At 61.3% G+C, this 19812-nt stretch carries 21 protein-coding genes and 1 tRNA gene; 9 read left to right on the top strand and 13 right to left on the bottom strand.

Translation table 11 applies throughout. The features are described 5' to 3' along the window. Nucleotides 1–114 precede the first annotated feature (114 nt). Complete coding sequence (locus tag J4D52_RS12925; RefSeq protein WP_025804206.1) at nt 115–669, top strand: plastocyanin/azurin family copper-binding protein; 555 nt, start codon at nt 115–117, stop codon at nt 667–669. 68 nt (nt 670–737) lie between these two features. Next, a complete protein-coding gene (queF, locus tag J4D52_RS12920; protein WP_102676870.1) occupies nt 738–1568 on the top strand; it encodes an NADPH-dependent 7-cyano-7-deazaguanine reductase QueF in 831 nt (276 codons plus the stop codon). Nucleotides 1569–1615: 47 nt separating this feature from the next. Here the strand turns inward: queF and J4D52_RS12915 are convergent, their stop codons facing one another. Continuing rightward, entirely contained in the window at nt 1616–1879 is a 264-nt protein-coding gene (locus J4D52_RS12915; protein WP_007926964.1) for a DUF4404 family protein, read from the bottom strand. Nucleotides 1880–1992: 113 nt separating this feature from the next. Continuing rightward, nucleotides 1993–2613 (bottom strand): phosphatase, encoded by a 621-nt coding sequence (locus J4D52_RS12910; RefSeq protein WP_102676869.1) that lies wholly within the window; start codon nt 2611–2613, stop codon nt 1993–1995. 202 nt (nt 2614–2815) lie between these two features. On the opposite strand from J4D52_RS12910, the gene J4D52_RS12905 reads away from it, so the two are divergent. After that, the gene (locus J4D52_RS12905) at nt 2816–3499 is read left to right on the top strand and encodes a VacJ family lipoprotein (RefSeq protein ID WP_025804203.1); all 684 of its coding nucleotides are present in this window, start codon (nt 2816–2818) and stop codon (nt 3497–3499) included. A 59-nt stretch (nt 3500–3558) separates the two neighbouring features. On the opposite strand, the gene J4D52_RS12900 is transcribed toward J4D52_RS12905, so the two are convergent. Continuing rightward, nucleotides 3559–3858, bottom strand: a complete 300-nt coding sequence (locus J4D52_RS12900; RefSeq protein WP_102676868.1) for a PilZ domain-containing protein — start codon at nt 3856–3858, stop codon at nt 3559–3561. Nucleotides 3859–4136: 278 nt separating this feature from the next. Here J4D52_RS12900 and rssB point away from each other — a divergent pair, with 278 nt between their 5' ends. Then, complete coding sequence (rssB, locus tag J4D52_RS12895; protein WP_025804201.1) at nt 4137–5318, top strand: two-component system response regulator RssB; 1182 nt, start codon at nt 4137–4139, stop codon at nt 5316–5318. After that, a complete protein-coding gene (gene rssC, locus J4D52_RS12890) occupies nt 5318–5800 on the top strand; it encodes an anti-sigma factor antagonist RssC (RefSeq protein WP_025804200.1) in 483 nt (160 codons plus the stop codon). The genes rssB and rssC overlap by 1 nt, the downstream gene beginning before the upstream one ends. 75 nt (nt 5801–5875) lie before the next feature. Here rssC and tal read toward each other — a convergent pair whose 3' ends face one another. The 3 genes from tal to J4D52_RS12875 form a co-directional block, all read right to left on the bottom strand. Continuing rightward, entirely contained in the window at nt 5876–6802 is a 927-nt protein-coding gene (gene tal / locus J4D52_RS12885; RefSeq protein ID WP_025804199.1) for a transaldolase, read from the bottom strand. Nucleotides 6803–6991: 189 nt separating this feature from the next. Continuing rightward, nucleotides 6992–7993 carry a tRNA dihydrouridine(20/20a) synthase DusA gene (dusA, locus tag J4D52_RS12880; protein ID WP_025804198.1) on the bottom strand — a complete coding sequence of 334 codons (1002 nt, stop codon included), beginning with the start codon at nt 7991–7993 and terminating at the stop codon, nt 6992–6994. Between the two features lie 225 nt (nt 7994–8218). Continuing rightward, complete coding sequence (locus J4D52_RS12875; protein WP_102676867.1) at nt 8219–8857, bottom strand: FMN-dependent NADH-azoreductase; 639 nt, start codon at nt 8855–8857, stop codon at nt 8219–8221. A 94-nt stretch (nt 8858–8951) separates the two neighbouring features. Between J4D52_RS12875 and J4D52_RS12870 the strand changes: the two genes are divergently transcribed. Further along, nucleotides 8952–9806: a LysR substrate-binding domain-containing protein gene (locus J4D52_RS12870; RefSeq protein ID WP_102676866.1), complete on the top strand. Its 855-nt coding sequence runs from the start codon at nt 8952–8954 to the stop codon at nt 9804–9806. Between the two features lie 51 nt (nt 9807–9857). Here the strand turns inward: J4D52_RS12870 and J4D52_RS12865 are convergent, their stop codons facing one another. Then, nucleotides 9858–10346 carry a hypothetical protein gene (locus J4D52_RS12865; RefSeq protein ID WP_025804195.1) on the bottom strand — a complete coding sequence of 163 codons (489 nt, stop codon included), beginning with the start codon at nt 10344–10346 and terminating at the stop codon, nt 9858–9860. 266 nt (nt 10347–10612) lie between these two features. On the opposite strand from J4D52_RS12865, the gene J4D52_RS12860 reads away from it, so the two are divergent. Together J4D52_RS12860 and J4D52_RS12855 are read left to right on the top strand one after the other, a co-directional pair. Further along, nucleotides 10613–12175 (top strand): sensor domain-containing diguanylate cyclase, encoded by a 1563-nt coding sequence (locus J4D52_RS12860; protein WP_102676865.1) that lies wholly within the window; start codon nt 10613–10615, stop codon nt 12173–12175. A 305-nt stretch (nt 12176–12480) separates the two neighbouring features. Next, nucleotides 12481–13317 (top strand): arylamine N-acetyltransferase, encoded by an 837-nt coding sequence (locus J4D52_RS12855; protein ID WP_102676864.1) that lies wholly within the window; start codon nt 12481–12483, stop codon nt 13315–13317. A gap of 12 nt (nt 13318–13329) precedes the next feature. Here the strand turns inward: J4D52_RS12855 and J4D52_RS12850 are convergent, their stop codons facing one another. Both J4D52_RS12850 and J4D52_RS12845 read right to left on the bottom strand, forming a co-directional pair. Then, nucleotides 13330–13752, bottom strand: coding sequence for a DUF4952 domain-containing protein (locus tag J4D52_RS12850; protein ID WP_102676863.1), 423 nt, complete (start codon nt 13750–13752; stop codon nt 13330–13332). 115 nt (nt 13753–13867) lie between these two features. Further along, a complete protein-coding gene (locus tag J4D52_RS12845; protein ID WP_102676862.1) occupies nt 13868–14287 on the bottom strand; it encodes a hypothetical protein in 420 nt (139 codons plus the stop codon). Between the two features lie 237 nt (nt 14288–14524). Here J4D52_RS12845 and J4D52_RS12840 point away from each other — a divergent pair, with 237 nt between their 5' ends. After that, nucleotides 14525–16063, top strand: a complete 1539-nt coding sequence (locus tag J4D52_RS12840; protein ID WP_102676861.1) for a nucleobase:cation symporter-2 family protein — start codon at nt 14525–14527, stop codon at nt 16061–16063. A 44-nt stretch (nt 16064–16107) separates the two neighbouring features. Here J4D52_RS12840 and J4D52_RS12835 read toward each other — a convergent pair whose 3' ends face one another. From J4D52_RS12835 to J4D52_RS12820, 4 genes are all read right to left on the bottom strand, one after another. Beyond that, nucleotides 16108–17265: an MFS transporter gene (locus J4D52_RS12835; RefSeq protein ID WP_102676860.1), complete on the bottom strand. Its 1158-nt coding sequence runs from the start codon at nt 17263–17265 to the stop codon at nt 16108–16110. 562 nt (nt 17266–17827) lie between these two features. Then, nucleotides 17828–17903, bottom strand: a tRNA-Asn gene (locus tag J4D52_RS12830). Between the two features lie 219 nt (nt 17904–18122). Further along, nucleotides 18123–18317, bottom strand: a complete 195-nt coding sequence (locus J4D52_RS12825; protein ID WP_023968605.1) for a hypothetical protein — start codon at nt 18315–18317, stop codon at nt 18123–18125. Nucleotides 18318–18467: 150 nt separating this feature from the next. Beyond that, the gene (locus J4D52_RS12820; RefSeq protein ID WP_053278183.1) at nt 18468–19664 is read right to left on the bottom strand and encodes an amino acid aminotransferase; all 1197 of its coding nucleotides are present in this window, start codon (nt 19662–19664) and stop codon (nt 18468–18470) included. Nucleotides 19665–19812: the final 148 nt, after the last annotated feature.

Here is a 19812-nt window from a genome sequence, read left to right as displayed (position 1 = left end):
GTGGCGGCCGCACGGTACAAGCTGACAAAGTTGTAATCTAGCAGTCAGCTGGCTGGCAGCGGTGCGGCCTTAGAGTTTCACACAAGCTGAATCTCATCTTGTTGGAGTGCGATTATGTTTTTGCCCAAGGGTGTTTTACCTCGTTCATTGACGTTGGCCGCGTGTTTGCTGGCATTGGGTGCGCCGGCCTGGGCATCGCCGGCGCAGAACTACGATTTCGGTCAGGCGGCCTCGGCGGCCAAGGCGACACGTACGGTGGAGCTGGTCATGGGCGACATGTCGTTCAGCCCCAAGACCCTGGATATCAAGGCCGGCGAGACCGTGCGTTTCGTGTTGGTCAACAAGGGCCAGTTGCTGCACGAGTTCAACCTCGGCGATGCGGCCATGCATGCCAAGCACCAGCAGGAAATGCTGAAGATGCAGCAGAGCGGAATGCTCACGCCCACCGCCGTCAAGGACATGCCCGCCGGGGCCATGGATCACGCCGCCATGGGGCATGGCGCGATGCCCGGCATGAAGCACGACGATCCGAACAGCGTGCTGGTGGAACCGGGCAAGACCGCTGAACTGACCTGGACCTTCAGCAAGGCCGGCAGCCTGGAGTTCGCCTGCAATATCCCGGGGCACTATCAGGCGGGCATGGTCGGCAAGCTGACCGTCAGCCAGTAAGCGCCTGGGGCTCAAAGGCGGAGGCAAAGACTGATAGAATCGCCTGATTCTTCAGTCAGGTTTCCGCCATGCATCCCGCAGCCGAACATTCGCCGCTGGGCAAGTCCAGTGAATACGTCTCCACCTACACGCCGTCCTTGCTGTTCCCTATCCCGAGGGCGGCAAAATGGGCCGAGCTGGGCCTGAGCGCCGACACCCTGCCTTATAAAGGCGTGGACTTCTGGAACTGCTTCGAACTGTCCTGGCTGTTGCCCTCCGGCAAGCCGGTGGTGGCCATCGCCGAGTTCAGCATTCCGGCGGATTCACCGAATATCATCGAATCGAAGTCGTTCAAGCTGTACCTCAACTCGCTGAACCAGACCCCTTTCGCGGATCGCCAGAGCCTGGAAGAAACCTTGCGTGCCGACCTCTCGGCGGCGGCCGGCAAGCCAGTGGGCGTGCGGATCCGCAGCCTGGGCGAAATGGAGGCGGAAGGCGTGGTGGCCTTGCCGGGGACCTGCATCGATGAGTTGGATATCAGCGTCAGCAGCTATGAGCATCCACGTCCGGAGCTGCTGCAGTGCGACAGGTCGCGGATTGTCGAGGAGAGCGTGCACAGCCATCTGCTCAAATCCAATTGCCCGGTCACCAGCCAGCCGGACTGGGGCAGTGTGGTGGTGGAGTACCGTGGCCCGGCGCTGGATCACGCCAGCCTGCTGGCCTACCTGGTGAGCTTCCGTCAGCACTCGGACTTCCATGAGCAATGCGTGGAGCGGATTTTCCTCGACCTGCAGCGCTTGCTACAGCCGGAGAAGCTGACGGTGTACGCACGTTATGTGCGTCGTGGTGGTTTGGACATCAACCCGTATCGCAGCACCGAAACCGCGAGCTTCGCCAACTTCCGGCTGGTTCGCCAGTAATGAAAAGCCCCGCTCTGGTAGCGGGGCTTTTTTTTGTCTGTAAGGGGTTAAATCCCCATGTTGCCGAGGGTTTGCACGATGTTGCGCAAGGTTCCGGCAATGGCGGGGTGTTCAAGCTCGAAGCGTTCGACGGCGAGGTTGACCCCGTCGGCCAGGCTGGTGTCCTGGGTGGCGTTTTCCAGTTTGAGCTCGAGCTCGATCTGTTGCATCAATTCCTGCAGATTGGCGCGTTCTGCTTCCGAAAGCGGTGGGTTCTGCTCCAATTGCTCGCGCAGGGTATTGAGCTGTTCTTGCAGTTCGCGGGCAGGCATGGCGTTCTCCCTTCATTGATAGGCACAGCCATGGACCGCGCCGATTCGCTAAAAGTCCATGTCTGAACCTTAGCGTAATCCACTCACGGGCAATGTGCATGATCTTGATCAAGTCAGGGTTTTTCACCCTTAAGGCGGCGCTGGCCGATGTCGGCCAGGCAGGTCGGCAGCTCGCCCAGGTGGTCGATCACCGAGTGCACGCCAAGGCTGAACAGATGCAGGGTGGCCTTGCCGCGCTTGAGCTCGCGCTCCTGCACGCTCAATGCCTGCCATTGCGCCGGGCTCATGCCGCAGAGCGAGCCGCAGGACGCCAGGCCGATGGTCCACAGGCCGGCGTTGAGGCCCGATTGCAGCAGGCGTGGTTCGCCGCTGACCAGCACGCAGCCGTCCAGGCGGCTGACATTCAGGGTCATCAGCGCCTGCCAGCAGGCATCGGGAGCGGGCCAGCGGGAGCCGGTGTTGGGGGAGGGGGTGACCCAGTCCGGTAGCGAGCTCGCCAGGCTCTGGCTGAGCGTGGCGGGCAACTCGTCGAGCCAGGCGCAAGGTACGCCTTGTTGTTGCAGGCTGTGCAGGATGTCCAGAGCGCCATGGGTGGCGTGCGCCTGTTCCAGGACCGGGTGATCGGCGCTGTGCAGGCGCATCCGCGCGCCGAAATCCACCAGGCAACCGCTGAGGCCAAAGAGTACGGCGGTCAAGGTGGGGGCGGATACAGGCAAGGCTTCGGCGTGAGGCATCGTGACGTCCCTGAAATACCTTGCAAGAGTATCGATGGCAGATGACCGTTGGGTGACAGCCCCGTGAACAGGCCATGCAAACGAGGGGCGAGAGGGCTAAGCACTGTGCCAGTGCTGCATAAATGGATATATCCGACTTATACTAGCCCGCTTACCGCCAGGGCATAGCGCCCGCGACAGTACAATCCAAGGAGTTTTTGCTATGCGCTGGAGCAATCGTTTCGCTCAGCTTATGTGTGCCGGCATGCTGCTGGTGCCTGTTTTGGCCCAGGCTGCGGAAGAGGATCCGTGGGAAAGCATCAACCGCCCGATCTTCACCTTCAACGACACCATCGACACCTATGCGTTGAAGCCTCTGGCACAAGGTTATCAGGCCGTAACGCCGCAATTTCTCGAAGACGGCATTCACAACTTCTTCCGTAACATCGGCGATGTCGGCAACCTGGCCAACGATATCTTGCAAGCCAAGCCCCATGCCGCTGCCGTCGACACTGCGCGGCTGCTGATGAACACCACCATCGGTGTGGCGGGCTTCTTCGATGTGAGCACCAAGATGGGCTTGCAACGTAACGATGAAGACTTCGGCCAGACCCTGGGTTACTGGGGCGTCGGCAGCGGTCCTTACGTGATGCTGCCGTTCTTCGGCCCAAGCACCCTGCGCGACGCGCCGGCCAAGTATGTGGACAGCTTCACCGACGGTTACCGTTATGTGAACGACGTGCCAGTACGCAACAGCGTGTTTGCCCTGGAGGTCGTCGACACCCGCGCCAGCCTGCTGTCGAGCGAGAAGCTGATCAGTGGTGACAAGTACACCTTCATTCGCAATGCCTACCTGCAGAACCGAGAATTCAAGGTCAAGGACGGCAAGGTCGAAGACGATTTTTAAGCCTTGACCCAGTCATGAAAAAGGCGGCCTCGAGGCCGCCTTTTTCATGGGTTTCAGAATCAGTTCATCTTCAGGATTGTAAGGCCAAGTTTCTGGCCATTGCCTTCCAGCTCGGTGACCCACACCACTTCGGTGTCCGCTTCCAGTCCCCTGAGGGCGGCGTGCTCGGAATCGATACGCACGCTGAGCTGGTCACCGACCTTGAATGAACGTGTGGCCCGAACCTGCATGCCAGTGCTGGAAAGGTCGATGCAGACGGCTGGAATCACCTGGCCCTGGTGGATCAGAGTGACCTCGGCATCCACCCGCATGCGGATGTAATCGCGCTTTTCACTGTAGTCACGATCGTTTGGGCTCATAGGCTCCATCCTGCGTTTAAGTTGCGGATTTGTCCGTTCTTATAACTCCCGGTGATTTGAGGTGTAAAGACGTCCAGCGACCATCGGCATGAGCTTGAAACGCCCCGCGGATGGGAGTACCGTCTGCGCCTTAGAAGGGCACCTCTGAATGGTCGAGCGTGCAGGGCTACGGGCCCTGGCTCCGTTTCCAGAGTGGCTAGAAAGCGAATCCAGTAGTGTGTGCCAAGGCATTGTGCCCAGCCACCTACGCCAACCTAATTCTGGCGCCGTTTGCCCACATGCCAAAAACCAGTGCCACGCTGCTGATAATCGATGACGACGAAGTAGTGCGCGCGAGCCTCGCGGCCTATTTGGAAGACAGTGGCTTCAGCGTCCTGCAGGCCAGTAACGGCCAGCAGGGACTTCAGGTGTTCGAGCAGGAAAAGCCCGACTTGGTGATCTGCGATCTGCGCATGCCGCAGATGGGCGGCCTCGAACTTATCCGTCAGGTAACCGACATCGAACCGCAAACCCCGGTCATCGTGGTCTCCGGTGCCGGTGTGATGAACGACGCTGTCGAGGCCCTGCGCCTGGGCGCGGCGGACTACCTGATCAAACCACTGGAAGACCTCGCGGTGCTGGAACACTCGGTGCGCCGGGCCCTGGATCGTGCGCGGCTGTTGCTGGAAAACCAGCGATACCGGGAGAAGCTGGAAGCCGCCAACCGCGAGCTCGAAGCCAGCCTGAGCCTGTTGCAGGAAGATCAGAACGCCGGGCGCCAGGTGCAGATGAACATGCTGCCGGTGAGCCCCTGGACCATCGACCAGTTCAAGTTCGCGCATCAGATCATTCCGTCGCTGTACCTGTCCGGCGATTTCGTCGACTACTTTCGCGTCGACGAGCGCCGCGTAGCCTTTTACTTGGCGGATGTTTCCGGGCATGGCGCGTCATCGGCCTTTGTCACGGTGCTGCTCAAGTTCATGACCACGCGCTTGCTGTTCGAGTCCAAGCGCAATGGCACTTTGCCGGAATTCAAACCCTCGGAAGTCCTTGGCCATATCAACCGTGGCCTGATCAGCTGTAAGCTGGGCAAACACGTGACAATGGTCGGTGGCGTCATCGACGAGGAGACGGGCTTGTTGACCTATAGCATTGGCGGACACCTGCCATTGCCTGTGTTGTACACGCCAGACAGTGTGCGTTACCTGGAAGGGCGCGGTCTGCCGGTGGGCTTGTTCAATGAAGCCACCTATGAAGACCATATTCTGGAACTGCCTCCAACTTTCAGTTTGACGCTGATGTCTGATGGCATTCTGGACCTTTTGCCGGAACCCACACTCAAAGAAAAAGAAGCCACCTTACCTGAACGGGTGAGAACGGCAGGCGGCAGCCTGGATGGTCTGCGGCAGGTTTTTGGATTGGCCACGCTAGGGGAGATGCCGGATGATATCGCCCTGTTGGTGTTGAGCAGGAATCTTTAATGAGTACCGGTAGAATCCAATTCGCCGAGCAGGACGGCACCTTCGTCCTGAAGTTTGTCGGTGAAGTGCGCCTGACCCTGTGTTCGGCGCTGGATGCGACTATTGAGCGGATCTTCACGGCGCTGAACTTCTCGGCGATCGTGATCGACCTGACCGAAACCCGCAGCATCGACAGCACCACCCTGGGCCTGCTGGCCAAGCTGTCGATCCTGTCGCGGCAGAAGGTCGGCCTGTTGCCGACCGTCGTCACCACCCACGAAGACATCACCCGGCTGCTGCAGTCCATGGGCTTCGATCAGGTGTTCAACATCGTTGATCGTCCGATCCCATGCCCGGAATGCCTGACCGACCTGCCATCCCAGGACCAGTCGGAAGAGGTGGTGCGGCTCAAGGTGCTGGAAGCGCACAAGATCCTCATGGGCTTGAACGACTCCAACCGCGAGGCGTTCCATGATCTGGTGAACGCCCTGGAGCGTCACTGATCCGATAAAAGTATCAGCGCATAAAAAAGGGCGGACCCGCGAGGGTCCGCCCTTTTTGCGTTGGCGCTCGCTCGATCAGAGCTTGGCGGCCAGCAGCGCCTCGAGTTTTTCCTGGTCGCGGGCAAACTGACGGATGCCTTCGGCCAGTTTCTCTGTGGCCATGGCGTCTTCGTTGGAGGCCCAGCGGAACTGCGCTTCGTTCAGGCTCTGGCGGGCTTCGCCAGCGTGGCCCGGTGCCAGTTTGCGCTCCAGCTTGCCGGTGTCGGCGGCCAGTTTCTCGATCAGGTCGGGGCTGATGGTCAGGCGGTCGCAGCCGGCCAGTTGCTCGATCTGGTTCAGGTTACGGAAGCTGGCACCCATGACCACGGTCTTGTAGTCATTGGCCTTGTAGTAGTTGTAGATGCGGGTCACCGACTGCACGCCCGGATCGTCGGCACCGGTGTAGTCGTTGCCGCTGGCCTTCTTGTACCAGTCGTAGATACGGCCCACGAATGGCGAGATCAGGAACACGCCGGCCTCGGCGCAGGCGATCGCCTGGGCGAAGGAGAACAGCAGGGTCAGGTTGGTCTGGATGCCTTCGCGTTCCAGTTGCTCGGCAGCGCGGATGCCTTCCCAGGTGGAGGCGATCTTGATCAGTACACGGTCACGGCCGATGCCTGCCTTGTCATACAGCTCGATCAGGCGATGGGCGCGCTTGAGCATGGCGTCGGTGTCGAACGACAGGCGTGCATCCACTTCGGTGGAAATGCGGCCAGGGATCACCTTCAGAATTTCTTTGCCCACCGCGACGCCAAAACGGTCGCTGGCCAGGCCGATATCGCCCTTGACGTCGCTGACGCTGGCGTTCAGCAGCTCGGCGTAACCCGGAATGGCCGCGGCCTTGAGCAACAGGGAAGGGTTGGTGGTGGCGTCTACCGGTTTGACCCGGGCGATAGCGTCGAAGTCGCCGGTATCGGCAACCACGGTGGTGAACTGCTTGAGTTGTTCCAGCTTGGAAGTCATGAGAGTGCTCTGTCCTGTGGGTCTGTTGACATTACCCGAGCGCTGACAGCCGCTCAAGGGCATGAAGAGATAAGCGGATGCCTAAACAAGCCCCAAGGGCAACAACCTGAAAAACAGGTGTTTGAATGCTGGGGCGTTATCCGTTTACTACGATGCCAAAACACCCGTCAGGTTCAACCCGCGCGACCGTTAACGGCCTTCGAGCAGCTGCCCTGCCTGATCCAGCAGCGCCAGCGGATCCTTGGCCTTGTGGATGTCCACCGAGAGCAGCTGGCGGAACTTGCGTGCCCCCGGAAAACCGGTGCCCAGCCCCAGTACATGGCGAGTGATGTGGTGCATGGCGCCGCCCGTGGCCAGGTGCCTGGCGATATAAGGCCGCAACTGTGCCAGCGCCTCGGCCCGGGAAATCACCGGTGCCGTGCTGCCGAACAACTGTTGATCCACCTCCGCCAGCAGATACGGGTTGTGATAGGCCTCGCGGCCCAGCATTACCCCGTCGAAAGTCTGCAAGTGCTCATGGCAGGCTTCCAGGGTCTTGATGCCGCCGTTGAGGATGATCTCCAGCTCGGGGAAATCCGCCTTCAGTTGTGCCGCCACGTCATAACGCAGCGGAGGAATGTCACGGTTTTCCTTCGGCGACAGCCCCTCAAGAATCGCGATCCGCGCATGCACGGTAAAACTGGTGCAGCCAGCCTCGCGCACCTGGCCGACGAAATCGCACAGTTCTGCATAACTGTCGCGGCCATTGATGCCGATCCGATGCTTGACCGTCACCGGAATGCTCACCGCATCGCGCATCGCCTTCACGCAATCGGCCACCAACCCCGGATGCCCCATCAGGCAGGCGCCGATCATATTGTTCTGCACCCGATCGCTCGGACAGCCGACGTTGAGGTTCACCTCGTCATAACCATGCTCCTGGGCCATCCGCGCGCAAGCCGCCAGATCCACCGGCGTACTGCCGCCCAACTGCAACGCCAAGGGATGCTCGGACTCGTCGTGACGCAGAAAACGCTCGTGGTCGCCATTGAGCAGCGCCCCGGTGGTGACCATCTCGGTGTAGAGCAGGGCGTGCTTGGACAGCAGGCGCAGGAAGAAGCGGCAGTGGCGGTCTGTCCAATCCATCATGGGCGCCACGGAGAAGCGGCGAGAAAGGACGGGCGAGGCAGTTGGAGCAGGAGATAAGAGCATTGGGCAATCTGGATGGGTGAGGCGAAGGAGGGGAAGTTTATCAGGAATGGAGTTCCGGGGTTGGGAGGGCGCGCGTATCAGGAGGATGAATGGTCTTCGCTCTCTATATCCCAGTCGGTTGTATGAGCAACGGTCGGGTAATAAAAAAGCGGGCGACCTTAAGGTCCCCGCTTTTTTGTTTGGTTCGATAGCTGCGCGGCTAGGCGATTTTTTGCTGCATTTGAATTACTTGAAGCTGTCCGCCAACTCCCTGGCCCGATTCCCAGCCTCTTGCCGCGCCGCCTGATCCACCTCATACCCCAGGATGGTCTTTTCCACGATCAGTGCGTGCACCTGGGTGACTCCGACGAACTTCAGCCAGGCCTCGACGTAGGGTTTCTGGAAGTCAAAGCGTTCCGCCGGTGTGTCGGATTGCGGCGAGAAGTCTAGGCCGCGGGCGTAGGCGACGACCGCGGTTTTGTTGTGCAGCAGGCCGCGCAGGCCGTGTTCGGCGCTGAAGCTGAAGAGGATGTCTTTCTGCGTGACCAGGTCGATGAAGTGCTTGAGCTTGTAGGGGATGCTGTAGTTCCACAGGGGCACGGAGAGTACCAGCAGGTCGGCGTTGTGCAGGTGGGCGGCGAGGGTTTCGAGGGTGTTCCAGGCGTCTTGCTGGTCGGGGGACAGGGCTATGCCTTGCAGGCCGGCATATTTGGCGTCCATGGCGTGTTGGTCGAACTCCGGCAGCTCCAGGCTCCATAGGTCCAGTGTGCTGACTTCAGCGTGGGGATGGTGGGTCTGGTAGCGGTCGATAAAGCCTCGGGCGATTTGTTGCGAGGCGGAGCGCTCTTTGCGGGGGGAGCATTGGATATGCAGCAGGCGGGTCATGAGGGCGTCTCGGAGGAGGAATGCCGGCATTGCAACATAGCGCTTAACGGAATATAAATTGTAAATAAATGGCTTATTAATCACGTATCTCTATATGTTCGATGTTCTGTTGCTCAAAACCTTTGTGACGGTGGTGGACGAGGAAGGCTTCAGCCGTGCCGCCGAACGGCTGCACCTGACGCAGTCGACGGTCAGCGGCCATTTACGGCGCCTGGAAGAGCAGGTCGGCAAGCCGTTGCTGACCCGTACCACGCGTTCCCAGCATCTGACCGCCGATGGCGAGCGCCTGATGGCCTATGCCCGCGCCATCCTCGCCTTGAACCGCGATGCCTGGGCCGAGCTGACGCGTTCGCCGTTTCACGGCCGGGTGCGGATCGGCATGTCCGAGGACTTTGTCGAGCCCCGCCTGCTGCGCCTTTTGCAGGAGTTCGCGGCGCAGTACCCAGGCATGGAAATCGATATCCAGGTGAATATTCCCGGCACGCTGCTGGAGCGCATGCAGCAGGGCGCTCTTGATTTGGTCATCGGTTCGCTGTGCGAAACCCGTGAGCCGGGCCTGCTGTTGTGGCAGGAGCCGCTGGTATGGGCCAGCTCCGCGTACCTGGTCGGCCGCTTGCCGACGCCGCTACCGCTGGCGTTGTTTCCCGAGCCATGCCCTTATCGGGCGGTGGCCCTGCAGCGCTTGGCGCAAGCGGGAATCGCCCAGCGCACGGCAATGCTTTGCCCGAGCAACGCGGCGTTGCGCACAGCGGCCCTGTCCGGGTTCGCGGTGGCGCCGATAGCTACCAGTCAGTTGGGGCAGGGGCTTGCGGTGTTAGGGGCTGAGCATGGTTTGCCGGCGTTGCCTGATGCGGAGTTCCGACTGTTCACGGCCAAGGACGCGGATCAGGGCATAGTGGCTGCGTTGTCCCAGGTGATAGTGGCCTATTGTGCGGCGCGGCGGGTCTAGCCGCCGGCTTCAGCGGGGCGACTGCCCGGAGGGCAGTCGCTTGAGCGGAGGTCAGAGATCCAGGCCTTCCTGGATCACCGACAGCAGGGTGTCTTCATTGAGTTCGAGCGGGTCCGGCCTGGTTTTGCCCGAGCCGGGAACCGTCTGGATCAGCCAGTGTCCCTCTCCATGCTCGCTGCCGTTGCGCAGCATGTAGCGTTCCGGGCCTTTGCCGTGGATTTCGACATGCCCGGCGCCACCCGTAGTGAAGCGGGCGATGGGGTCGAGGAGGATGCTTTTATGGTTGCCCTCGATCAGCAGTTGATCGATGGCGTAATTGAAGGTGGCGCCAGAGGGGTGGCTCTCGAATACGCGAGTGGGGACGCGCCGGATATTCAGGCCGACCTCTGACAAGGGGGTCAGCCAGGTCTCGACCTGGTGGTACATCTCATAGACCTGTGCAGGCCACAGCTCGATAGCCTTGTCTGCCGAGATGTCTTCCTTGGCCCAGCTGTCCTGTTTTTGTTTCAGCCTTGCGGCGAGTTCATCGACCTTACTCATTCCGACTTCCTATCGTGATGTGAGGGTAAGTGTAGTCTCGGAAGGTACTTTACCTTGGCGGACGGTGACCAGCGATTCACGACCATCTGCTGGATAACGGTGCTTGTATTGTGACCAGGTGTTTCTTATATATCCCTGATGGGCATCAGAAAAATGCTCTACATTTTCAGAAGGTGCCACCCTGAATTGTCCGGTATTACCTCTTAGGATTGGCCACTTAACGGCGCCCGGCTGCATCGCATGCCTTACCTTGCCAGGATGATGCTTTGCCTATCCCGATTCACGATCCTCACGACTCTTCCGACCGAACCTTGAAGCGACTCCCGCTGCTCAAGGCCGCGGTGGTATTCATTTCGATGGTTTGCCTGTGCCTGTGCGGCCTGCTTTATCTGCAGCTGGCGCAGTCCTACCACTACGATATGGCGCGGGCGCAGGTCGCCTCGTCGAACCTGGCCCGGGCCATGGCGCAGCAGGCCGAAGATACTTTCGTCGAGGCCGATCTGGTGCTGGCCAGCCTGGCCGACTGGATTCAGAAGGATGGTTATGGCCCGGCGCAAAAGCCTTTCCTGCAGAAGATCTTTGCGCAGAGGGCTCTGGCGCTCAAGCAACTGCATAGCCTGTACTTGTTTGATCAGGCGGGGCAGTGGGTCGTCACCTCGTCCAATCAGCTACCGCTTGGCGAGGGGGTGGTCGACCGGGACTACTTCCGCTTCCATCAGCAGAACACCTCCTTGCTGGCTCATGTCGGCCCGGCCATCCGCAGTCGGGAAAGCGGCGAGTGGATCATTCCGCTGTCGCGGCGCCTAAATGACAGGCAGGGCAATTTCGAAGGCGTATTGATGGCCGGCATCAGGCTGGCCTATTTCGACCAGTTCTTCAAAAGCTTCGACATCGATGACAACGGCAGCATGTTCCTCGCCCTGTCCGACGGCACCTTGCTGGCGCGGCGCCCGCTGGAGGAGCGGCAGATCGGCGCGTCCCTGGCGCGCGGGGAGATTTTCAGCAAGTACTTGCCCGGGTCTCCTTCGGGCACTGCGATGATTAGTTCGCTGGTCGACAACAAGATGCGCCTCTACGGCTATCGCCAACTGGAGGCTTACCCGCTGGTGGTCGGCGCAGCCAGCTCGAAGGATGCGGTCCTCAAGGACTGGTATGCCAGCGCCTACCAGTCCAGCGCCATTGTCGCCCTGGTGGTTATGGGAATCGGCCTGTTCGGCTGGGTCTTCGTGCATCAGGTGCGCAACGGCGAGCGCATCGAGGCTGACCTGCGGACCGCGCAGGCGGCGCTGGAAGTGATCGCGACCCATGACAGCCTGACCGGCCTGGCCAATCGCCGGCTGTTCGAGCGGGCGCTGGAAACCGAGTTCGGGCGCGGAGGGCGGCAGGCGAGCCCGCTGAGCCTGATCATGCTCGATATCGATTTCTTCAAGCGCTACAACGACACCTACGGCCATGTCGCCGGGGACCAGTGCCTGGCCGAGGTGGCGCAGGTGCTGAGGGATTGCTGCCAGCGCAAGGCCGACCTGGCGGTGCGTTATGGCGGGGAGGAATTCGTGGTCCTGTTGCCCGACACCGAGATACCGGGCGCTCTCGCCATGGCCGAGCAGATCCGTCGCAGCCTCATGGAGAAAAACATCCCGCATACCGGCTCGCCCTTCGGCCGGGTCACCCTCAGCCTGGGTTGCTACTGCTTCGTGCCGAACGGGCGCGACAGCATCGAAGCCTTTCTCAAGCACGCCGATGCCGCGCTGTACCAGGCCAAGAAATCCGGGCGCAATCAGGTGGCAGTCGAGAGCGTCAGCCAACCGTTGGCCCGCTCGGATCGCTGACAGCCTGTTGTCTATGCCTCCGGGCACTCGGTTCTAATCCGGGTAACCCTGCTGGTGTTCGAGGCGTTGCCTCAGTCTGGTTCATGACGCGCGATTCCTGTCTGTTGCGCCTCCGGATGCAGGAGTGCGTTGCTCGACTTCTGATTGATATGGCAGGTTTTTCCGGCGGTGAAGGAGGGGCCTCGGCAAGGTCCATTAATGGGCTGTTTCGAGCAGGGATATTGGCCAAATCAATTGTCGGTTCGGGGCTTTTATGGCTTATACATAGCGCCGATACGCGACACCTCATGCATAAGGACAACCCCATGAGTCAGCCCCACCTGATGAACTTCGCGCTTTACCTGCAACGGCTCGGCTACGACAGCGCGCCGCCGCCGACCCTGGCGACCCTGCGCGAGCTGCAGTTGCGCCATACCAGCACCTTCGCCTTCGAAAGCCTGTCGACCCTGTTGCGCGTGCCGGTGCCGATCGACCTGGCCTCGGTGGAACACAAGGTCCTGCATGAGGGCCGTGGCGGCTATTGCTACGAACTCAACCAGATGTACCAGGTGCTGTTGCAGCACCTAGGCTACGAGGCGCGCGGCATTACCGGGCGGGTGGTGATGGGCGGGCCGGAAGATGCTTGGTCCGCGCGTGCTCACCGCCTGGTGCTGCTGACCCTGGATGGCGTGCGTTATGTCTCGGATGTCGGCTTTGGCGGCATGGTGCCCACCGCGCCGCTGCTGCTCGATACCGAGGACGAGCAGGCCACGCCCCATGAGCCCTATCGCATCACCGAGCGTGACGGCAGTTACACCCTGCGCGCCAAGGTCGCCGGCGAATGGCGGGCGATGTATGTATTCGACCTGCAGCGGCAGGAAGCCGTGGATTACGAAATGGGTAACTGGTTCGTGTCGACCCACAAGAACTCGCCGTTTCTCGGTCAACTAAAGGTCGCGCTGACGGGGGCAGGCCTGCGCCGGACCCTTCACAACGGCAGCTACGCCGTGCATTGCCAGGGCCAGGACAGCGAGCGGCGGCAGATCACCGACCCCGACGAACTGATTGCCCTGTTGCAGAACGAGTTCGCCATTCGGGTTCCGCGGCATCCGCGGCTGCGCGAAGTCTTCGGCGAATTGCTCGCGCTGCCGCAACCGGCCTGATTGCCCCGGGCTTCAGGGTTCCTCGGTGTCGAGGTCGATAGTCAGATAGAAATAGTCGATATCTCCCCAGGCTTCGCGGCGATCGACAAAGGTTTCCGCCGACCCCATGAACAGGCTGTAGCCCAGCTGGCTGCGCGGGTCGCGGTAGAAGCCTGGTGGCGCATCCCAGACGCAACAGGAGCGCTGCAGGGGCGGCATCTGGAACTGCTCGTCCAGGTAGCGTTCGGCGGCCTGGGCATCACGCCCCGCCAGGCGATAGGTGGCGCGCAGCGGCTTGGTCTGCAACTCGGGTTCGGCGTGACATTCGAGGAACTCGATATAGGCGGGTTTGTTGCCGATTTGTGCCAGGAAATCGCCGCAGACCAGCGCGGCCTGGGCGCTGGACGCCAGCGTCAACAACGTAGGGCCGATCAAGATCGAGAGGCATCTGTTCACGTGGCGATTCCTTCCTGGCTGAGCAAAGCCCTCAGGCGTCTCCGGGCGGCTGTCTGTTGAGCGACACCACCACAATCCCTGACAGGCGAATACCGAATAACGAGGCAGCTCAGGGTCAATGCCATAAAGGCGTCTGCTCATAACCATCTTTCAGCTGGCGGCGATACGTCCAGTGAGTCAGCAGCGCAATCAACGCACTGTCCAGCAGCCAGAGCGGCATCAGCAAGCGCAAGGCTGGGTGGAGGCAGAGTACTCCAGCAATCGTCAATCCCAGCAGCAGGCTACTGAGCCAATTGGCCAGGCCCTTGGCGCAGAGCAGGGCGTACAGCGGGGTAAACACCAGCGCCATGGGCAGAAAGCCAAACAGCAGGCCGCCGCTGACGAACAAGGCGAATGCCCCAAGGGCAAACCAGAACCCTTGCCACAGGCTATCGGCGAAACAGGCTCCGAATACTGCAACCGCGAAGCCCTGTAGCACTATGACTGTGCGGAAGCTGCCATAGGCGAGGATAAAGGTTTGCCATAGATGATTCATTCAAGCGCTTCCATGCGTAGACGAAGGGCGTTGCCTGGGTGGGCGCCCTTGGAGGCGGGGATTCTATCAGGGTGTCTGACGCGGTGTTCGGGAGGTGAAAGGCAGGGGATGGCTATCGGATGTCGCGAGTTTATGAGGTTGGGTGGCACCGAATAAAGTGTATACAACTCTATAGACATTTGTCTCTACTGTTGAATACAGTGTGCCCCATAACAAAAACCAGGGAACCCCCCAACCATGAAAACGCCCTCCGTTTCACCGCAACGGCCTGAAGATGAAAACCTGGGTCTTGGCGCGAATATGGCCTACGGCCTGCAGCATGTTCTGACCATGTATGGCGGTATCGTTGCGGTGCCTTTGATCGTCGGCCAGGCCGCCGGCCTGGCCCCGGCGGACATCGGTTTGCTGATCGCGGCGTCGTTGTTCGCCGGTGGCCTGGCGACTCTCCTGCAAACCCTTGGCTTGCCGTTTTTCGGCTGTCAGCTGCCGCTGGTCCAGGGCGTGTCTTTCTCGGGTGTGGCGACCATGGTGGCGATTGTCAGCAGCGGTGGCGAAGGGGGCTTCCAGTCGATTCTCGGGGCGGTGATCGCCGCCTCGTTGATCGGTCTGCTGATCACTCCGGTGTTTTCACGCATCACCAAGTTCTTTCCGCCGCTGGTCACGGGCATCGTGATCACCACCATCGGCCTGACCCTGATGCCAGTGGCCGCGCGCTGGGCCATGGGTGGCAACAGCCATGCGGATAACTTCGGCAGCATGGCCAATATCGGCCTGGCGGCGATCACCCTGGTCTTGGTGTTGCTGCTGAGCAAGATTGGCAGCGCGACCATCTCGCGGCTGTCGATCCTGCTGGCCATGGTGGTGGGGACGATCATCGCAGTGTTCCTGGGCATGGCCGATTTTTCCATGGTCACCCAGGGGCCGATGTTCGGCTTCCCGGCACCGTTTCATTTCGGCATGCCGACCTTCCATTTCGCCGCCATCCTGTCGATGTGCATTGTGGTCATGGTGACCCTGGTGGAAACCTCGGCCGACATCCTCGCGGTGGGTGAGATCATCGACACCAAGGTCGACTCCAAGCGCCTGGGCAACGGTCTGCGCGCCGACATGCTGTCGAGCATGATCGCGCCGATATTCGGTTCCTTCACCCAGAGCGCCTTTGCCCAGAACGTCGGGCTGGTGGCGGTGACCGGGATCAAGAGCCGCTACGTGGTGGCCACCGGCGGGGTGTTCCTGGTGATCCTCGGCCTGCTGCCGTTCATGGGGCGGGTGATCGCCGCCGTGCCGACCTCGGTGCTCGGCGGTGCCGGTATCGTGCTGTTCGGCACCGTGGCAGCCAGCGGTATCCGGACCCTGTCCAAGGTCGACTACCGCAACAACGTCAACCTGATCATCGTCGCCACCTCGATCGGCTTCGGCATGATTCCCATCGCCGCGCCGAACTTCTACGACCATTTCCCAAGCTGGTTCGCCACCATTTTCCATTCCGGCATCAGCTCGTCGGCGATCATGGCCATCGCGCTGAACCTGACCTTCAACCACTTCACCCTGGGCAACTCGGACCAGCAATCGGTGTTCGCCGTGGCGTCCGAGCGGACCCTGCGCTACCAGGACCTGGCGGTGTTGCGCGAGGGTGATTATTTCAGCGGCGGCAAGCTGCACGATGCCGAGGGTAATGAGATCCCGGTGGTGGATACCTCCCATGGCGAGCATTCTCCGGCTGCCCATCAGCCCTCGGCCCATGCCTCGGGCGCGGTCGAAATCAGCAAGGTCTAGGGCTGAGTCGCCAGGCTGGACGCAATCGGTCCAGGCCTGGTTGGCTACTCCGTGACCCGGTCCGGCAGCCCTTGCCGGACCAGCGACAAGGCGAACAGCACCACCACGGCGGCCGCCGCCGACAGCGTCAAGGGCAGGCCGTGGGTGCCACCGTTCATGGCCGCGCCGCTGACCAGTGGCCCCAGCAGGCTGCCGATTCCCCACAACAACCCCGCGCTGGCGTTGGCCGTGACCAGGTCGGGGCCGCTGAACGCCTGGCCGATCAGGATGATCGCCAGGGTATACACCCCGCCGGCCGCCGCGCCGAGTATCACCAGGCTCGGCCAGAGCAGCGCCGGGTAGTTCATCAGCAATGGCAACCCCAGGCCGATCACCAACGACACCACGCCGCAGCCCAGGTAGATGGCGGCGCGTCCGGCCTTGTCCGACAGCCAGCCCAGGGGAAACTGGAACGCTGCATCCCCCAGCAGAATGATGCTGACCATCAGCGCCGCGAGTTTGATGGCGTAGCCGTGGGTCGCGGCGTAGACCGGAAACAGCGAGAGAATCACCGTATCGAAGAAGGCGAAGAACAGGATGCCCACGCACAGCGCCGGCGCCACCCGGATAAAGCCCAGTACCGAGAAGCTCTGGTTCTCGGCATGTCCGGCGACAGGGCGCTGGTGTGGCAGGGTCAGCCAGATCACCGCGATGGCCAGCAGGTAACCTGCGCTGACGCTGGCGATCACTGCCGGACCCTCGGTGCCGAGCAGGGCCACCAGGCCGGGGCCAATCATTTGGAACACCGTGAAGCAGGTGGTGTAGACCGCAATCACTCGCCCGCGCACGGTGTCCGCGGCCATCTCGTTGACCCAGGTTTCTCCCAGGATGATGATCAGCCCGGCGCCGAAGCCCATGGCGATCCGCGCCAGCCCCAGGCCGGTCAGGCTGATCCCGGGGATTTCCAGGGCGCCAATGCTCAGGGCGCACAAGCTGAAACACAGCAGGTAGATCTGCCGGCGGCTGAGTCTCTGGCACAGGCCGTTCACCAGGAAAGCCGAGAGCATCATGCCGGCGGCGGGGAGGGCCGACATGATGCCGATCTGGGTGTTCGAGGCGCCGGCCTGATACAGACGCAAGGCAATGACCGGCACGGTGGAGCCGATGCTCAGGCCGACAATCGAGATGCCGAGGATCAGCGCGGCCAACAGGGTTTTGTTCATGGAAGACACCTGTACCCGATGGATCGGGCGCTCAAAGAGGGTTTGCTGTGGCGCGGCGCTTTTACTCGGGCAGGGTTCCGGTTCGGCCTACGCAGGCGTAGGTCGGGTCAGGATTCTGCGGCGCAAAGCGGCGGATGGATCAGTGCGCGGCAGGCAAGGGCCGCTGCGGCATCAGGTCCGCGCCGGGTTCGGGCGCAACGCTGGGGGGCAGGCGTGGGGAGAGAAGGTGAAGGCGAACAGCACGCTGCGGCGGCGTCGATTGATCGCGCAGTCGGATTGCGACATCGCGAAGGTCTGCGATGGGCTCATCGAGAGAAAGCTGTGATGGGGCTGTGCGGGGAAAAACATGAGTCGTGACGGCTGGCGTGAGAAGAGGCACAGCCTACTTGAGGTGCTGGCATCAGGCAATCGTAGGCAGGCTAGGGTCGGGCGCAGCACAAACGCGTATCCGCATGCCGATCTGGCATGCGGTGAATCGATCTTAGGGAGGGTGACGCTGAGCAGATTCGCCGTAGGAGCAGGGCGCTCCTGGAAGTGTTGCTGGCCAATCAGTGTAGGAAGATGGCTCCACGACCTGGACTCGAACCAGGGACCCAGTGATTAACAGTCACTTGCTCTACCAACTGAGCTATCGCGGAATGCGGCGTATCTTACTGATTAAAAAGGAGAAGTCAAGCATCCCAAAACAGTTTTTCGCTTGAGTGAACTCGGTTGGCCCATGTCATGACGCCAATCCGCGGCTATTTGGCCATTGGCGGTTACCGGAACCGCGGCACAGGTCTACCATGGCGCCCCGGCAGTGGTTTCTCGCGCTCTGCCGCCAGCCAGCGCTCACTGAACTGGCCGGTTGAGCGCTCTTAACCGCCGAAGGTAAAGGTGCCCAGCATGAATTTCGCGGCCAGCGAGGTGGCGGCCAGTTGTACCAGCCACAGCGCCAGGCCGCCGAAAAACACTCCCAGGGCAATTTGCAGGACCAGGTTCTTTTCGCGTTTCTGCGGGCGGGGGAAGTGGTCCAGTTCGTCGCGGTCGGCTCGCAGGTCGTCGTGTCTCATGGGGAGTTCTCGATAGGGAGGAGGGGCGCGCAATTCAGTGTAGGGGCGAGCTTGCTTGCGATAAAGCCGTCCAGGCACTGCGCTTTCAAAGGCGGCGCACAAAAAAAGGGGGAAGCCGCAGGCTTCCCCCTTTCATTCACCGTGCGTGGCTCAGATCACCTGGATGATGGCCTTGGTCACGACGTCGATGTTGCTCTGGTTCAGCGCGGCCACGCAGATGCGGCCGGTGTCCAGGGCGTAGATGCCGAACTCGTTGCGCAGGCGCGTCACTTGTTCGACGGTCAGGCCGGAGTAGGAGAACATGCCGCGCTGACGGGCGACGAAGCTGAAGTCGCGCTGTGGCGCGCCCTTGGCCAGCAGGTCGACCATTTGCAGGCGCATGCCGCGGATCCGCAGGCGCATTTCGGCCAGTTCGGCTTCCCACTGGGCGCGCAGTTCGGGGCTGTTGAGCACGGCGGCGACGATGCTTGCGCCGTGGGTCGGCGGGTTGGAGTAGTTGGTGCGGATCACGCGTTTGACTTGCGACAGCACGCGCGCGCTTTCTTCTTTCGATTCGCTGACGATCGATAGGGCGCCAACGCGCTCACCGTACAGCGAGAACGACTTGGAGAACGAGCTGGAGACGAAGAAGGTCAGGCCCGATTCGGCGAACAGGCGCACGGCGGCGGCGTCTTCGGCGATGCCGTCACCAAAGCCCTGGTAGGCCATGTCGAGGAACGGCACCAGGTTTTTCGCCTTGATCACCTGCAGCACGTTTTTCCAGTCTTCCGGGCTCAGGTCGACGCCGGTCGGGTTGTGGCAGCAGGCGTGCAGGACCACGATCGACTGGGCTGGCAGCGCATTCAGGTCTTCCAGCAGGCCGACGCGGTTCACGTCGTGGGTGGCGGCGTCGTAGTAGCGGTAGTTCTGCACCGGGAAGCCAGCGGTTTCGAACAGCGCGCGGTGGTTTTCCCAGCTTGGATCGCTGATGGCCACGACCGCGTCAGGCAGCAGCTGCTTGAGGAAGTCGGCGCCGATCTTCAGCGCGCCGGTACCGCCGACGGCCTGGGTGGTGACCACGCGACCGGCGGCCAGCAGCGGCGAGTCGTTGCCGAACAGCAGCTTCTGCACGGCCTGGTCGTAGGCGGCGATACCGTCGATCGGCAGGTAGCCACGGGAGGCATGTTGAGCGGCGCGGATCGTCTCGGCTTCGACAACGGCGCGCAGGAGTGGAATTCGCCCCTCCTCGTTGCAGTAAACACCGACCCCCAGGTTGACCTTATTGGTACGGGTATCGGCGTTGAATGCTTCGTTGAGGCCCAGGATAGGATCGCGTGGTGCCATTTCGACAGCGGAGAACAGGCTCATTATTACGGCGGCTCTGAATGGAGTGTGGAGGGACGTGTCGCGCTCCAGCCGAATGCACTAGAGCGGTGCACAAACGGGGAGCTAGTATAGAGGCACATCACTGTGCGCGGCGACAGCTGAAAGGGCTTTTCCGGCAAGTTTTTCGGTT

Source organism: Pseudomonas sp. GW460-12-10-14-TSB1, from assembly GCF_017349775.1.
Classification (GTDB): domain Bacteria; phylum Pseudomonadota; class Gammaproteobacteria; order Pseudomonadales; family Pseudomonadaceae; genus Aquipseudomonas; species Aquipseudomonas piscium.
Note: the sequence above shows the minus strand (reverse complement) of the source record. Positions and strands in the feature narration are given on the sequence as shown.